We start from the raw sequence: 15,165 nt of genomic DNA, 5'->3' as shown, positions 1-15,165 counted from the left end.
TGCACCAGCCCGCTCACACTTTGCTCACACACCGATCACGCAGCGTCTGAACTGGCTGTGACCTGGGGGGACGTGTGCGAGCCGACTACCGCGTGCTGGGGCCCAGCAGTTCGGTGATGTCGCCGCCGAAGCCCAGGGTTCAGCACGACTTGGTGAGCGCGTTGGCCGGGCTCGGCCGCCACGAAGAAGTTGTCGTAGCGTGGCAACGCGCGATCGACCTGTGGCGTGATCTCGGTGATGAGCGAGCTGAGGAGTTGGCCAGACGTCTGGCAGAGCTGGGACAGGAGCCGGGGCGCCGCCGCGGTGGAAGAGGTCTGGACCGCGACGGCGCCGGACTACAGCGACCCCCCAGGTGAAACCTCGTCGCTGTCTTCCTCGGCTGGTGACCACCTTCCCAACGCCCGCTCACACTTCGCTCACACAACGGAAGGGGCCATGAACGTCGAGTACCGCGTCCTCGGTCCGCTGGAGGTTCTCCGCGACGGTGTGCCCGTTCCGGTGCCCGCCGGTCGCGGACGGGTGCTGCTGGCGACGTTGTTGTTGCGGCCCAACCAGTTCGTGTCCGTCGACGAGCTGGTCGAGCGGCTGTGGGACGGGGAACCTCCCACTGTCGACCGTGCGCACAAGACGCTCCAGATGGTCGTCCGGCGGCTGCGGCTCGCGCTGGGGGACGCCAACTGCGTGCGCACGACCACCGGCGGCTACCTGGCGGAGGTTCACCCGGACCGGCTGGACCTGGCGCTGTTCCGCAACCTCGCCGCCGAGGGCGAGTTCGCTGGGGCGCTGGCCCACTGGCGCGGTCCGGTGGCGTCGAACGTCGACTCGCCGCACCTGCACCGCGAGGACGTGCCGCCGCTCGTCGAGGAACGGCTGGTCGTGCACGGCAGGCGCATCGACGCGGACCTGGCGCGTGGACGCGGTGCCGAGCTGGTGGACGAGCTGCGCGAGCTGACCAGGGAACACCCGCTGCGCGAGGGGTTCTGGGCGCAGCTCGTGCAGGCGCTGCACCGGGCTGGCCGGACGCAGGAGGCGCTCGCGGCCTACGAGCACATCCGCGACCACCTCGCCGACGAGCTGGGGGTCGAGCCCGGACAGCCGTTGCGCGAGCTGCACGAACGGCTGCTCGACCCGGTCTCGCGGGCGGACGTGCCGCGCCAGCTGCCCGTGCCCGCCACGCACTTCGCCGGGCGGGACGCCGAACTGGCGAGGCTGACCGCGGCCGCCAGGGGTGGTGCGGCCGTGGTGATCACCGCGATCGACGGCACGGCGGGCATCGGCAAGACCGCGCTGGCCGTGCGGTGGACGCACGAGGTCGCCGAGCGCTTCCCGGACGGGCAGCTGTACGCCGACCTGCGCGGGTTCGACCCGTCCGCGGAACCGGCCGACCCGGCCGAGGTGCTGGCCGGTTTCCTCGGCGCGTTCGGGGTGTCCGGCGGCAGGGTGCCCGTGGACCTGCCGGAACGTGCGGCGCTCTACCGCAGCGTGGTGGCAGACCGGCGCGTGCTGGTGCTGCTCGACAACGCCCGCGACGTCGAACAGGTTCGCCCGCTGCTGCCCGCCGGCCGCGGCTGCCTGGCCGTGATCACCAGCCGCAACCGGTTCACCGGACTGGTCGTCCGCGAGGGCGCCGTCCCGGTGACGCTCGACGTGCTGGACGACGAGGACGCCGTCGCGCTGCTCACCGCTCGCCTCGGCGCGGACCGCGTGACCGCCGAACCGGACGCGGTGAACGACCTGGTCGCGTTCTGCGGTGGCCTGCCGCTCGCGCTCGCCGTCGCCGCCTCCCGGGCGGCCGGCGACCCCGGCCTCACCCTGCGCGCGCTCGTCGACGAGCTCACCACCGCCGGCGGCCCGATGACCCACGTCGAGGCGGTCTTCGCCACGTCCTACCGCGTGCTCGACGACGACACCGCGCGTCTGTTCCGGTTGTCCGGCCTCACCACAGGCCCCGACATCTCGCTGGACGCCGCCACCGCCCTCGACGGCCGCCGCCGAGCCGACGTTCGCCGCTCGCTGCAGGCGTTGACGCGCATGCACCTCACCACCGAACACACACCCGGCAGGTACGCGTTCCACGACCTGCTGCGCGCGTACTCGTGTTCGTTGGAGGAGCACGATCCCGCGGCCGTGCGACGGTTGCTCGAGTTCTACCTGCACTCGGTGGACAGCGCCGACAGGCTGTTGCGCCGCGGCCGCGCGGAGATCGAGCTGTGCCCGCTCTCCGCCGAGGTGCAGCCGGTGCTGTTCGAGGACCGGGCGATCGCGGCGGCGTGGTGCGAGACCGAGCACGAGAACCTGCTCGCCGCCGTCCGCCTCGCGAGCGACCACGGCCTGCACCAGCACGCCTGGCAGCTCGCGACGGTCATGTTCGGCTACCTCCACCTGCGCCAGCGCCCGTCCGAACGCATCGAGCTGTACCACGTCGCCCTCGCCGCGGCCCGCGCGAGCGGCGACAGGTACGCCGAGGGCGTCACCCTGCACTCGCTCGGCAACGCGTACTCCTCGCTGGGCGCCCACAGCGAGGCCTCCGAGGCCTACGCGGAGGCGTTGCGGGTGCGCGAGGAGATCGACCACCTGCACGGCATAGCGGTCACCCTCGACCAGTGGGCGATCAACCACGCGTTGAGCGGCGACCTGGAGTCGGCGAAGGCCCTGCACGAACGCGCCGTGGCGAAGCGCCGCGAACAGGGCTCGCCCACCGGCCTGGCCACCGCGCTGAACAACTACGCGATGACCCTGGTGGCGCTGAAGGACTTCGAGACCGCACTGGCCGTGAACGACGAGGCCCACGCCGCCGTCGTCGAGGCGGGCATGACCGAGCTCGTGGCCTCCACTTTGGACACCCGAGGCCTGCTGCACCTGGAACGCGGCCACCTCGCCGAGGCCGTGGCGACGTTCCAGCGGGTGCTCGCCCTGCCGGGCAGCCAGCTGTCGTACGACGTGATGGCCGTGACGCTGGAGAACCTCGCCACCGCGCACGAGCGGGCGGGACGGCCGGAGGACGCCGTGGCCGCGTTGAAGGAGGCGTTGCTCATCAGGGAGGAGCTGGGCAACGAGGCCGCGGCGGCGAGGCTGCGCGCGCGGATCGCAGAACTCTCCTAGCTTGCTTCGAGTTCCTGCAGGATCCGCCGGACCTTCTCCACCCGTGCCTGTCCACTGCGCTCGGCGAGCGTCAACGCCTCGCGGGCGCACGACAGCGCCGCTGTGCGATCACCCGCCCGGCTGAAGATCTCCGCCGCGTTGGCCAGGATCTCGATCCTTTCCCGCATGCCCTCGCTGGCGAGCGACTCGGAAGCGATCATGTCCCGGTAGATGCGCACGGCCTCGTCGAGCTCGTGGAGTCCCGCGTGCGCCTGGGCCAGCGTGTCGAGCATGACCACGGTGCTCCTGCCCAGCCGCGTGTGCACTTCCAGCGCGACGCCGGCGATCTCCACCGCTTCGGCGAAGTTCCCGTTGAGACAGAGCACCCAGGCGAGGCTGTTCATCGACATCGCCCAGCCGGACTCGTCGCCGATCATGCGCCGGTGCTCGACGGAGATGCGGGCGTAGCGCAACGACTCGTCGTGCTGCCCCAGCCACAGGTAGTTGCTCGCCAGCTCACCGGCCGTGGAGGCGATGCCGTGCACGTGTCCGATCTCCTGGCGGATGCGGAGTGCTTCGTGGAGCAGCCGCAACGACTCCTCGTGCCGATAGGTGTTCTTGTAAGTGCTGCCCAACGTGCTCAACGCGACAGCTTCGGCGTAACGGTTGCCCAGCAACCGCGCGGCTTCCAGCGCGATGGTGTTCAAGTGGATGAAGTCCTCGGTCGAGCCGTGGACGTGCAGGTAGCCCCACATGCCAGTGGGCAGCTGCCACGCGTGTTCCAGGTACCCCTCGGCGAGTGCGAACTCACAGATCTCCACGAGCACGTCGTGTTCACGCCTGCACCACGACAGCGCTTCGTCCCGGTCGGCGAACTCGATCACCTCGACCACCGGTTCGTGCTCGGTCAGGGGCAGTTCGGTCCTGCTCGACCGGATCGCGCGGTCGGCACGGTCGACGGAGTGGAGGTGGTGGTCGAGGAACCGCACGACCGCCGCACGGCTGTCCTCTTCGGACTCTTCGTTCCTCGCGCATTCGCGGCCGTGGAGCTGAAGCAGGTCGTGCAACGAGAAGCGCATCGGCGCGTACTCCTCGACGAGGTGTGCACGTGCCAGCGCCCGCAGGAGCGTCAGCGCACGACTGCTCGGCACGCCCAGCAGTGCGCCTGCGGACCGCGGTGTGAAGTCGGCCCTCGGCGCCAGCCCGAGCACGCGGAACATCCTGCGCTCGTCGGAGCTCAGCTGCTGGTAGGAGAGGTCGAAGGCCGAGCGGACAGCGGCACGCCGGTCGTCACCGACCTCCAGCTCCGCCAGCCGGTTCCCGCTCTTCAGCTGGTCCACGAGGTCCTGCACCCGGCGATGCGGTTCACCCGCCAGCATCGACGCGGCGATGCGCAGCGCCAGCGGCAGGCACGCGCACAGGCGCGCCAGTTCCGCCGTGGCGACCGGCTCCGCGCTCGTGCGATCGGCACCGATCACCTTTTCCAGCAGCTGCACGGCGTCCGGCAAGGGCAGCGTGCCCAGTCGCAGGACCTTGGCGTCGTTGAGCGCGACCAGGCCGCGCAGGTCGGACCGGCTGGTGATCACCACGACCGACCGGCCACCCGCCGGCAGCAGCGGCCTGACCTGGTCCGCCGTCCGCGCGTTGTCGAGCAGCACGAGCACTCGCCGGTCGGCGAGCAGCGACCGGTACAGACCGATGCGCTGCTCGGTGTCGCCCGGGATCTCACCGGAGGAGAGGCCGAGTCCGCGCAGCAGCTGCCCGAGCGCGTCGTGCGGGTCCAGCGGCTCGTCGCGGTCGTACCCGCGGAGGTTCACCGCGAGCTGTCCGTCCGGGAACCTGCCGCGCACGCGATGCGCCCAGCGCACGGCGAGGGCGGTCTTGCCGACGCCTGCCGAGCCCGCGATCGCGGTGATCACCACCGCCTGGCCTGCGGTCCCCGCGGGGAGCAGGTGGTCGAGCTGAGCGAGGTCGTCCGCACGTCCGGTGAACCGCGCGAGATCCGGTGGCAGCTGCCGCGGGACCGCCGTCTCCCTCCGGACGCTCAGGTCGGGCTCGGCACGCAGGATCGACTGGTGCACCTCCCGCAGGCCGGGGCCGGGGTCGATGCCGAGCTCCTCCGCGAGCAGCGTGCTGACCCGGCGGAACGCGTCCAGCGCCGCCGCCTGCTGGTCCGACCGGTAGAGCGCGACCATCAGCTGCACCCAGAACCGTTCGCGCAGGGGGTGTTCGGCGGTCAAAGCGCGCAGCTCCGGCACCAGTTCGGCGGAGAGCCCTCTGTCGAGGTCCAGCTCGACGCGCCTTTCCACGGCGGTGAGCCGTTCCGCGACGAGCGGTGCCACGTCCTCCCGGTGAAGAGGTTCCGACGAGACGTTCGCGAGCACCGGACCGCGCCACAGCCACAGCGCCGCGTGCGGGTCGCTGCCGGCCAGCGCCCGGAACCGGAGGAGGTCGAGATCGTCCACTTCGGCCGAATAGCCGTTGGTGGTGGTGGTCACGCAGTTCGCCGCACCGAGCGCCTGCCGCAGCCGCGCCACGGTCATCTGCAGCGTCTTGTGCGCGCGGTCGATCGAGGGCGGTGACCCGTCCCAGAGGCGGTCCACGAGCTCGTCGACCGACACGAACCGGTTGGGGCGCAAGAGCAGAGTCGCGAGCAGCACTCGGCTCTTGCCCGCCGGGACGACAACCGGCTCGCCGTTGAGGAGCACCTCCAACGGTCCCAGCACCCGGTACTCGACTCCCTGCACGTGGGAAGTCTAGGCAACCCGGGAAGCGTTTTCGGCGTGCTGAACTTGCCAGGTCTTCGGCAGACTCGTGTACGTGATCGTCGGTGGAAGGGGGGTCATGCGCGTCGAGTTCCGGGTGCTCGGTCCTCTCGAAGTGCTGCTCGACGGCGCGCCGGTGACCGTCCCAGCAGGACGCGGCCGTGTGCTGCTGGCCACCTTGTTGTTGCGTCCCAACCGGTTCGTGTCGGTCGACGAGTTGGTGGAGCGGTTGTGGGAAGGCGAACGAACGACCGTCGACCGCGCGCACAAGACGTTGCAGATGACCGTGCTGCGGCTGCGTCAGGCTCTCGGCGCGGCGAACCGCGTGCGCACGGCGCCCGGTGGCTACCTGGCCGAGGTGCGGCCGGACGAGCTGGACCTGCTGCAGTTTCGCGAACTGGTGCGGGCAGGGGACTTCGCCGCCGCCACCCGGCTGTGGCGCGGCCCGGCGCTGGCGGACGTCGTGTCGGACTCGCTGCACCGCGACGACGTCCCGCCCCTCGAAGACGAACGCCTCGCCGCGCTGGAGCGCCGGATCGACGCCGACCTCGACCGCGGGCACGCCGGTGAGCTCGTCGCCGAACTGACCGCGCTCACCGGGCAGCACCCGTTGCGCGAGCGGTTCTGGGCGCAGCGGATGTCGGCGTTGTCCCGCGCCGGCCGGCAGGCGGAGGCGCTCGAGAGCTACCGCGAGATCACCGCGTTGCTGGCCGACGAGCTGGGCGTCGACCCTTCGCCGGAGCTGCGCCAGCTGCACCTCGCACTGCTCAACGGTGACACCGAGGCCCCGCCGCGCAAGGTGATCTGCCAGCTGCCGCCCGACACGGCGACGTTCGTCGGTCGTGAACAGCTGCTGCGAGAGGTGGAGGCGAAGCTCGCGCCGGGCGGTGGCGTGCCGGTCGTCGTCCTGAGCGGCGCTCCCGGTGCGGGCAAGAGCGCGTTCACGATCAGGGCCGCGCACCGGCTGCGCGACCGCTTCCCCGACGGCCAGCTCTTCGTCCGGCTCAACGGCGCCGGCGCCACGCCGCGCGATCCCGCGGAGGTGCTCGGCGAGCTGCTGGTCGCGCTGGACGTGTCGGTCACCGGCATGCCCGACGGCCTGGAGGCCCGCACCGCGGCCTTCCGCGCCCAGCTGGCGGACCGCGCGATGCTGGTCGTGCTGGACGACGCCGCGGGACCGGAGCAGGTCAGACCGCTGTTGCCGGGCACGGCGGGCTGCGCGGTGCTGATCAGCAGCCGGCAGCGACTGGTCCAGATCGACGGCGCCCACGGCCTGCGGTTGCCGCCGTTGAGCAGCGCTGACGGGGTGTCGTTGCTGGCGGGTGCCATCGGTGAGACGCGGGTCGCGACGGACCGGGCGGCCGTCACCGCCATCGTCGACGCGTGCGGCGGGCTGCCGCTCGCGCTGCGGGTCGTCGGTGCCCGGCTCGCCGCTCGAGAGTCCCTGCCGTTGGGGTCACTGGCCAGGCGTCTGTCCGACGAACGGCGCCGGCTCGACGAGCTCGCCACGGGAGACCTGGAGGTCAGGGCGACGTTCGGGCCGAGCTACGAGGCCCTGCCCGCCGACGCGGCGACCGCGTTCCGACGGCTCGGCCTGCTCGGCGCGACCGACGTCGCGTCCTGGACGGTCGGCGTGCTCGCGGGTGGCGACGGCGAACGGCTCGTCGAACGGCTGGTGGAGGCGAACCTCCTCGACGAGGTCGGCCTCGACGTGACAGGCGAGCCGCGCTACCGCATGCACGACCTGCTCGCCGTGTACGCCGCGGAACTGGTTCGCCAGGAAGACCCCGAGGTGGTGACCGCTGCCCTGTGCGAGTACGTCGAGGTGCTGCTGACCCTCGCGGAGGAGGCGGCGCAGGACTGGTTCGGAGCGGACGACACCCCTCGGCGTCCCATCCGGCCGTCCGCCGCGCTGGACCGCGCCGAGATCGAACACCTCACCGCCTCCCGGGAGAAGTGGCTGCTCGCGGAGATGGTCAACATCGACCGGGCGATCACCCAGTGCCTCGACCACCGGTGGGTCGACGAGGCCGACAACCTGGCCCACCGCGCGTTCGTCTACCTCGACATCTACCACTCCCACGAACGGATCCTGCAGCTCTACGGGCTCATCAGGGACGCGGCGCTCGCCCAGGGCGAGGGCTGGTCGCCTGGCGCTCGCACCTCCGGCTGACCGGCCAGGCCGTCACCAGAGGCGTCAACGACCAGGTGCTCGCCGACTACGCGCGCTGCGTGCAGGCGTTCGAGGCCCTGGACGCCCACGCCGAGCTCGCGGTCAGCCTGGGTGCCCTGGCCTACTACAAGATGCTCCACACCGGACAGCCGCAGCTCGCGCTCGCCGAACGCGCGGTGGCGGCCGCCAGGCAGAGCGGTGAGCAGCTCACCTACCTGAGCTCCCTGCGCGAGCTCGGCACGATGCTCGCGACCGAGGGCCGGCACGCCGACTCGATGCGCGTCATGGACGAGGCCCTGGCGCTCGGCCGCGAGATCGGTGAGCGCAACGAGCTCGGCCTGATGCTCCACCGCATCGCGTCGAGCGCACTGGACCACGGTGATCTCGACCGCGCGAGCGCGGCGAGCCGTGAGGCGCTCGACCTGATGACCGTCGCCGGCGAGGACCGCGGTGCCGCCTACTGCGCGGTCCTGGTGTCGCAGGTCGACCTCGCGCTGGGTGACGCGGGTGCGGCGCTGGCGAGGGCCGAGAAGGCGCTGAACGTCTTCGAGGGACTGGGCGAACGGCGTGGGACCGTGCGTGCGCTCGCTGCCGTGGCGGAGGCGAACCTCGCCCTCGGCCTGGTCGAGACGGTGATCGACCTGGCGGCCGGTGCGCTGGAGAACTACGCGGACGCGGGCGACGCCGCGGCCGAGGAACGTCTGCGGGCCGCGTTGACCGAGGCCCGGCGGAGGGCGTGATCGCCGGGCGCTCGAGTGAACGACCTTTGCCATCCCTGTCGTCCAGGCGTGCCTCATCGGGTAAGCATGTGCGCGGAAGAGGGGAAGGTGCATGAGCCTGCACGTCGCGGTCGACTTCGGCACGTCCAGCACCTGCGTCGCCGTCTCGGCCCACGGCCGGGAGCCGCAGGTCGTCGTGTTCGACGGCCAGCCGCTGGTGCCGTCCGCCGTGTTCGCCGCCGCCGACGGGACGTTGTTCGTCGGTCAGGAGGCGGAGCGTCAGGCCGCCGTCGACCCCGCGCGCTACGAGCCGCACCCGAAGCGTCGCGTCGATGAGGGCGAGCTGCTGCTGGGAAGCACTGTGCTGCCCGTTGTGGATGTCGTGCGCGCGGTGCTCACACGGGCCGTGGGAGAAGCACGGCGCGTTGGTGGTGGTGCGCCGGTCGACCTCCTCGTCCTCACTCATCCAGCGGACTGGGGCACCGTGCGGACCCGCGTGCTGCTCCAGGCGGCGCGTGGCCTCGGTCGTCAGCTCGTGCTGGTGCCGGAGCCCGTCGCGGCCGCCGTTTTCCACTCCGCCAGTCATTCCATTCCGGACGGTGCCGCGCTCGCCGTGCTCGACCTCGGCGGCGGAACGGTCGACGCGAGTGTGGTGGCGCGCACAGGCAAGAGCTTCCGGGTGCTGTCGGCCAAGGGCGACCCGAGCTTCGGCGGCGCGGACGTCGACCAGGCGTTGCTGGAGCACGTCGGCAGCCTGGTGGCGGCCAAGGACCCCGAGGCGTGGCGGCAGCTCGTCGAAGGCCGTGAGATGGCCGACCGGCGCAAGCGGCGGGTGCTGCGGCAGGACGTGCGGGGTGCCAAGGAGACGTTGTCCCGGCACGCCTACACCGACGTGCCGATGCCGCCGCCGTTCCCCGACGCGCACGTGACGCGCTCGGACCTCGAGCAACTGATCAACTCGCCGCTCAGCAGGGCCGCCGCGCTGGTGGGTGCGACCGTCCGCGACGCCGGTCTCGCGCCCCAGCAGCTGGCCGGGGTGTTCCTGGTCGGCGGGTCGAGCAGGATCCCGCTCGTCGCGCGACTGGTGCACGAACACACCCGCGTGGTGCCCACGAGCATCGACCAGCCGGAGACGGTGGTGGCCCGCGGCGCGCTGCGGGCGGTCAGCCTGGACCCGGAACGGACCGGCGGCGTGGCCCAGCAGCACGGGCCGCCCAAGGGCGCTCCGGGTGACGTCACCCACAACCTCCGGGTGACGGAGGACACCACTCGCAAGATCACCCGCCGGATCACCCCGCCGCCCGCCGGACAGTTCCCGTCCTCGTTCCCGCTGGCAGCTCCGCAGCCGGAGAAGAAGAGCAGGGCGCCGCTGTTCATCACGATCGGCGTCGTCGTGGCGCTCGCCGCGGCCGGTTTCGGGGCCTACCGCTGGTTGAACCCCGCGAAAACGGAGCAGCAACAGAATCCGCCGGCCAATCAGATCGCGGTGTACGACTACATGTTCACGCGGCCGGACGGGTGGGAGCAGACGGGCGGCGCCGCTCAGGATCGCCAGGTGCTTTTGCAACCGGTCGAGCGAAAGAATTCCGATGGCAAATCGCCGGACGCGCGTATTGCTGTGCAGGAGCAAACCCTTCTTTACGACAGCGGTCAGGATCGCGTTCGCGCTCTTGCGGAGCTCCGGGACAAGTACCAGGAGCGCAAGGGCAACGGTGACAAAGTCGCCGACTTCACCGACAACGCGACATTTGCGGGGAAGTCTGTTGTTCACTATCGCGAAGTGGTCGGCGCGACCGGTGTCGACTGGTACATCCAGTTCGCCGGCGAGGTGCAGGTGAGCGTGGGCTGCCAGGCGACCGCGGCCACTCAGGACCAGGTTCGGGCGGCCTGCGAGCAGGTCGTCCGGTCGTTGGTGATCAAGTCTTAGGCAACGTCAGGGGAGTCGTCGATGTCCGCCACCGAGGTTCTCGCCCGGTTCCGCGCCGAGGTGGGAGCTGCCGTCACGCGTGCCCGCCGTGCTTCCGGTGAGATCGGGGAACGCAACGCCGAGCTGCGGGAACGCACCCGTGGTCTGGCTGCTCAGGCACGTGAACGCAAGGTCGAACCCGGTGCCAGGCCCACGTCGGGCGACGTCCGGGAGGCGGCCACCGGGTTCCGGCACCACCGCGGGTTGCCCGTCGAACAGGTGCCCGATGCCGCGGAGCTGACCGCTCCCGCACCAGTTGAGACGAAGCCGGTGGCCACGCTGGGTTCCGCTGCCGTCGCCGGTCCGAGTGGTCAGCTTCCCCGTGTGAGTGACGATGACGAGGACTTTTCGCAGTCGCGAATCCTCTACTGACGCCTGGTTTCACCCGGAGCCGTTTACTAGCGCAACTACTTCGAAAGAAGTCGCGACAGGGTGGAACCGACGTGGCATGGTCCTCGTCGGAAGAGGCGTACGAACCAAGAAGTACGACCTGAAGCTCTAGAGCAGGGGGCATCTCCATGAGTGGCTTTAACGTAACCACCGCAGACCTCGACGCGCTGGCGAAGCACATCGGCACGATCAGCGAGCAGATTCAGGGACAGGCTCGGACCGTCCGCGACGCGGCGTCGGGTGTGGCCTCCGGCTGGTCCGGTAACGCCGCCACCGCGTTCCAGTCCCTGATGCAGCGCATGGACGAGGACGTGATCAAGCTCGACCGCGCCCTGCAGGCCATCCAGGAGCAGATCGCGAGCACGGCGGACGTCTACGCCCGCAACGAGGAAGAGCAGGAGTCTTCCGTCTCCTCGATCGCGAACCGTCTCTGATCGCAACCGACAGTCAATTCGCGCCACTTTCGACTTTTCAAGGGGAGATTAAGCAATGATCAAGGCGACTTTCGGTGAGATCGAGGCTGCGGCGGCCACGATCACGTCCTCGTCCAAGGCGATCGACGACCTGAACGACCAGCTGAAGCAGAAGGTGACCTCCACCCTCGCGGGCTGGGAGGGCTCCGCCGGTGAGACCTACCAGCAGGCCCAGGCCAACTGGGACACCGCCTCCGAGGACCTGAACCGCGTTCTCGCCTCCATCGGTGTCGCGGTGCAGCAGGCCGCCGAGGCGTACCGTCAGGCCGAGCAGCAGAACACCAGCCGCTGGTAAGACTCCGCGGTACGAGCAAGACCCTCGCGAGCCCCGGAACCACGTGGTCCGGGGCTCGCGTATGTCCGGAGGTGGCAGCCCCGGAGAGGACCCGTTTTGGTCCCCGCGCCACCCATCCGGTATCTTCTTACGTTGTTGTGCGGTAGCTGGCGCCCGTGTGTGCCGCGCCTGTCTCGGAACCACCGCTTGGCCAGTCCAAGATCGGTCTGGGGCAACCGCCGCAGTGACCCCAGACGCAAGTGACGACGAGGTAGATCCGTGCGCACGTACAGCCCGAAGCCCGGTGAGGTGACCCGCACCTGGCACGTGATCGACGCCCAGGACGTGGTGCTCGGCCGGCTCGCCACCCAGGCCGCGACGCTGCTGCGCGGCAAGCACAAGCCGACCTACGCCCCTCACGTTGACACCGGTGACTTCGTGGTCATCATCAACGCTGACAAGGTCGCCCTGACCGGCTCCAAGCGGGACCAGGAGTTCCAGTACCGCCACTCCGGCTTCCCCGGTGGTCTGCGCAAGCAGTCCTTCGGCGAGGTCCTGGACACCCGTCCGGACCGCCTGGTGGAGAAGGCGATCAAGGGCATGCTGCCCAAGAACCGCCTGGGCCGTCAGATCGCGAACAAGCTCAAGGTCTACAGCGGACCGAACCACCCGCACGCGGCCCAGCAGCCGCAGGCCTTCGAGATCAAGAAGATCGCCCAGTGAGCGACGAGTACACCGAGGAAGTTCCTGTGACCACCCCTGAGAACGAGACCGAGGCCGTCGAGGCCGTCGAGGTCGAGGCCGAGGTCGTCGAGGCTCCTGAGGCCGAGGCCGACGAGGCCGAGGTCGTGGAGACCTCCGCGCCGGTGGTCGCGCCCTCGCTGAACGGCGCCGCGCACCTCGCGCAGACCGTCGGCCGCCGCAAGGAGGCCGTCGTCCGCGTCCGCCTGGTGCCCGGCACCGGCAAGTTCACGCTGAACGGCAAGACCCTCGAGGCCTACTTCCCGAACAAGGTGCACCAGCAGCTCATCAAGGAGCCGCTCGTCACCACGGAGAAGCCCGAGACCTTCGACGTGATCGCCAACCTGCGTGGCGGCGGCATCACCGGCCAGGCCGGTGCACTGCGTCTCGCCATCGCGCGTGCGCTGATCGCCGTCGACTCCGAGGACCGCCCGGCGCTGAAGAAGGCCGGCTTCCTCACCCGTGACCCGAGGGTCAAGGAGCGCAAGAAGTACGGCCTGAAGAAGGCCCGCAAGGCGCCTCAGTACTCCAAGCGCTGATCTAGCTTCACAGCTGTACCTGCGGGAGCAGCAGTTCACTCCGAACTGCTGCTCCCGCAGTGTTTCCAGGCTTTCCGGGTCTGTCCCCGCCGCCTGCAGTGTCCACATCGGAGGATTCATGGCCCGCCTGTTCGGCACCGACGGAGTGCGTGGTCTCGCCAACGCCGATCTCACCCCTGAGCTCGCGATGTCCGTCGCCGCAGCAGCGGCACGTGTGCTCGCCGAGCACGACCGCTCTCACCGCCCGGTCGCCGTCGTCGGCCGCGACCCGAGGGCGAGCAGCGAGATGCTCGACGCCGCCGTCACCGCCGGCCTCACCTCGGCCGGTGCGGACGTGCTGCGCGTCGGCGCGTTGCCCACGCCCGCCGTCGCGTACCTGGTCGCCGCCCTCGGCGCCGACATCGGTGTGATGATCTCCGCATCGCACAACGCGATGCCGGACAACGGGATCAAGCTCTTCGCCGCCGGTGGCCACAAGCTGCCCGACGAGGTCGAGGACGAGATCGAGCAGCACATGGGCACCGGTTTCGACCGCCCCACCGGTGCCGCCATCGGCCGGGTGCGCGACGTCCCCGACGCCGAGACCCAGTACGTCGAGCACCTGCTCAAGGTCACGCCGCACCGCCTCGACGGCGTCAAGGTCGTGGTGGACTGCGCGAACGGTGCCGCGTCGGTGGCCGCACCGGACGCGTACCGCCGCGCCGGCGCCGAGGTCATCGCGATCAACGCGAACCCGGACGGCCTCAACATCAACGACGGGTGTGGTTCCACCCACATCGACGTCGTGGCCGCCGCGGTCCGCGAGCACGGTGCCGACCTCGGCATCGCGCACGACGGTGACGCCGACCGCTGCCTGGCCGTGGACGCCGACGGCAACCCCGTCGACGGCGACCAGATCCTCGCGGTCCTCGCGCTCGCGATGCGCGACGCGGGCGAGCTGTACGAGGACACGCTCGTCGCGACCGTGATGAGCAACCTCGGCCTGCACATCGCCATGAAGGAAGCCAAGATCAACCTGCGCACCACCGCCGTCGGCGACCGGTACGTGCTGCAGGACCTCAAGGCCGGCGGTTACTCGCTCGGGGGCGAGCAGTCGGGCCACGTCGTGCTGCCCGCGCACGCCACCACCGGCGACGGCCTGCTCACCGCGCTGCGCCTGATGGCCCGCATGGCCGAGACCGGCAAGTCGCTGGCCGACCTCGCCGGGGTGATGCGCCGCCTGCCGCAGGTCCTGATCAACGTGAAGGTCTCCGACAAGGCCGCGGTCGCCAAGGCGTCGTCGGTCAGCGAGGCCGTCGCCGCCGTCGAGGCCGAGCTGGGCGACACCGGCCGCGTGCTGCTGCGCCCGTCCGGCACCGAGCAGCTCGTGCGGGTGATGGTCGAGGCCACCAGTCACGAACAGGCGGAGTCGGCAGCGCAACGCCTGGCGGGTGTGGTTTCCTCGGTCCACTGAGGATCTCGGAGGACTTCTCGTGGCCATCTGGTTGGTGCTGTTCTTCTTGCTCGTCGTGGTGATCGTGGTGGTGGTCGTCGCGGTCGCGATGACCACCAGGCGCAAGCCGCCGCATCCCCCGCAACAGGGGTACCCGTACCCGCAGCAGCAACAGCAGTTCCCACCCGGTCAGCCGCCGATGCCCGGTCACCAGCCCCACCAGCCGCAGGGGCAGCAGCCTCCCGCGCAGAACGGCTGGTGACCGGACGTGAACATCGGACCGACCGAGCTGCTGATCATCCTGTTCGTCCTGGGAGCCGGCGGCGTCGTGCTCGCGGTCGTGCTCTCCAAGCGCAAGAAGCCGCAGTACCCGCCCCAGCAGGGCTATCCGCCGCACCCCCAGGGGCCGTACCCGCCGCAGGGCCCGCCGCCCGGTCAGCAGTGGCCGCCGCAAGGCCCGCCGCCCGGTCAGCAATGGCCACAGCAGGGTCCCCCACAGGGGCAACAGTGGCCTCAGCAAGGCCAGCAGTGGCCCCAGCAACCGCCTGGCCAGCAGTCCCCTCCACCCAACCAGTGGTGATCACCGGCGGACCTCGCCGGATGGTTGTTTAC

General features: G+C 70.5%; 13 protein-coding genes. 12 read left to right on the top strand and 1 reads right to left on the bottom strand.

What is annotated here, in order from left to right; genetic code table 11:
- Nucleotides 1-435: 435 nt before the first annotated feature.
- A complete protein-coding gene (locus ACFOWZ_RS11005; RefSeq protein WP_382371703.1) occupies nucleotides 436-3,102 on the top strand; it encodes an AfsR/SARP family transcriptional regulator in 2,667 nt (888 codons plus the stop codon).
- On the opposite strand, the gene ACFOWZ_RS11000 is transcribed toward ACFOWZ_RS11005, so the two are convergent.
- On the bottom strand, nucleotides 3,099-5,828 hold the full coding sequence (locus ACFOWZ_RS11000) for an AfsR/SARP family transcriptional regulator (protein WP_382371701.1): 2,730 nt from the start codon (nucleotides 5,826-5,828) through the stop codon (nucleotides 3,099-3,101). The two genes, ACFOWZ_RS11005 and ACFOWZ_RS11000, sit on opposite strands and share 4 nt — an antisense overlap.
- 97 nt (nucleotides 5,829-5,925) lie before the next feature.
- Here ACFOWZ_RS11000 and ACFOWZ_RS10995 point away from each other — a divergent pair, with 97 nt between their 5' ends.
- From ACFOWZ_RS10995 to ACFOWZ_RS10945, 11 genes are all read left to right on the top strand, one after another.
- On the top strand, nucleotides 5,926-8,019 hold the full coding sequence (locus ACFOWZ_RS10995) for an AfsR/SARP family transcriptional regulator (RefSeq protein WP_382371699.1): 2,094 nt from the start codon (nucleotides 5,926-5,928) through the stop codon (nucleotides 8,017-8,019).
- A 35-nt stretch (nucleotides 8,020-8,054) separates the two neighbouring features.
- On the top strand, nucleotides 8,055-8,759 hold the full coding sequence (locus ACFOWZ_RS10990) for a hypothetical protein (RefSeq protein ID WP_382371697.1): 705 nt from the start codon (nucleotides 8,055-8,057) through the stop codon (nucleotides 8,757-8,759).
- A 91-nt stretch (nucleotides 8,760-8,850) separates the two neighbouring features.
- Nucleotides 8,851-10,665: a type VII secretion-associated protein gene (locus tag ACFOWZ_RS10985; protein ID WP_382371695.1), complete on the top strand. Its 1,815-nt coding sequence runs from the start codon at nucleotides 8,851-8,853 to the stop codon at nucleotides 10,663-10,665.
- 21 nt (nucleotides 10,666-10,686) lie between these two features.
- Nucleotides 10,687-11,076 carry a hypothetical protein gene (locus ACFOWZ_RS10980; protein WP_382371693.1) on the top strand — a complete coding sequence of 130 codons (390 nt, stop codon included), beginning with the start codon at nucleotides 10,687-10,689 and terminating at the stop codon, nucleotides 11,074-11,076.
- Nucleotides 11,077-11,222: 146 nt separating this feature from the next.
- Nucleotides 11,223-11,528: a WXG100 family type VII secretion target gene (locus ACFOWZ_RS10975; RefSeq protein ID WP_382371691.1), complete on the top strand. Its 306-nt coding sequence runs from the start codon at nucleotides 11,223-11,225 to the stop codon at nucleotides 11,526-11,528.
- 55 nt (nucleotides 11,529-11,583) lie between these two features.
- Nucleotides 11,584-11,862 carry a WXG100 family type VII secretion target gene (locus ACFOWZ_RS10970; RefSeq protein ID WP_382371689.1) on the top strand — a complete coding sequence of 93 codons (279 nt, stop codon included), beginning with the start codon at nucleotides 11,584-11,586 and terminating at the stop codon, nucleotides 11,860-11,862.
- A gap of 258 nt (nucleotides 11,863-12,120) precedes the next feature.
- Nucleotides 12,121-12,564, top strand: a complete 444-nt coding sequence (rplM, locus tag ACFOWZ_RS10965; RefSeq protein WP_030472013.1) for a 50S ribosomal protein L13 — start codon at nucleotides 12,121-12,123, stop codon at nucleotides 12,562-12,564.
- A 125-nt stretch (nucleotides 12,565-12,689) separates the two neighbouring features.
- Complete coding sequence (gene rpsI / locus ACFOWZ_RS10960; RefSeq protein WP_236704048.1) at nucleotides 12,690-13,121, top strand: 30S ribosomal protein S9; 432 nt, start codon at nucleotides 12,690-12,692, stop codon at nucleotides 13,119-13,121.
- A 118-nt stretch (nucleotides 13,122-13,239) separates the two neighbouring features.
- Entirely contained in the window at nucleotides 13,240-14,574 is a 1,335-nt protein-coding gene (gene glmM, locus ACFOWZ_RS10955; RefSeq protein ID WP_382371687.1) for a phosphoglucosamine mutase, read from the top strand.
- Nucleotides 14,575-14,593: 19 nt separating this feature from the next.
- Nucleotides 14,594-14,815 carry a hypothetical protein gene (locus ACFOWZ_RS10950; RefSeq protein WP_382371685.1) on the top strand — a complete coding sequence of 74 codons (222 nt, stop codon included), beginning with the start codon at nucleotides 14,594-14,596 and terminating at the stop codon, nucleotides 14,813-14,815.
- A gap of 6 nt (nucleotides 14,816-14,821) precedes the next feature.
- Nucleotides 14,822-15,133, top strand: a complete 312-nt coding sequence (locus tag ACFOWZ_RS10945) for a hypothetical protein (protein WP_382371683.1) — start codon at nucleotides 14,822-14,824, stop codon at nucleotides 15,131-15,133.
- The last annotated feature ends 32 nt before the right edge of the window (nucleotides 15,134-15,165 follow it).

Source organism: Lentzea rhizosphaerae (genome assembly GCF_042649515.1).
In the GTDB taxonomy this organism is placed as follows: domain Bacteria; phylum Actinomycetota; class Actinomycetes; order Mycobacteriales; family Pseudonocardiaceae; genus Lentzea; species Lentzea aerocolonigenes.
This window is presented reverse-complemented; position numbering and strand designations above follow the sequence as displayed.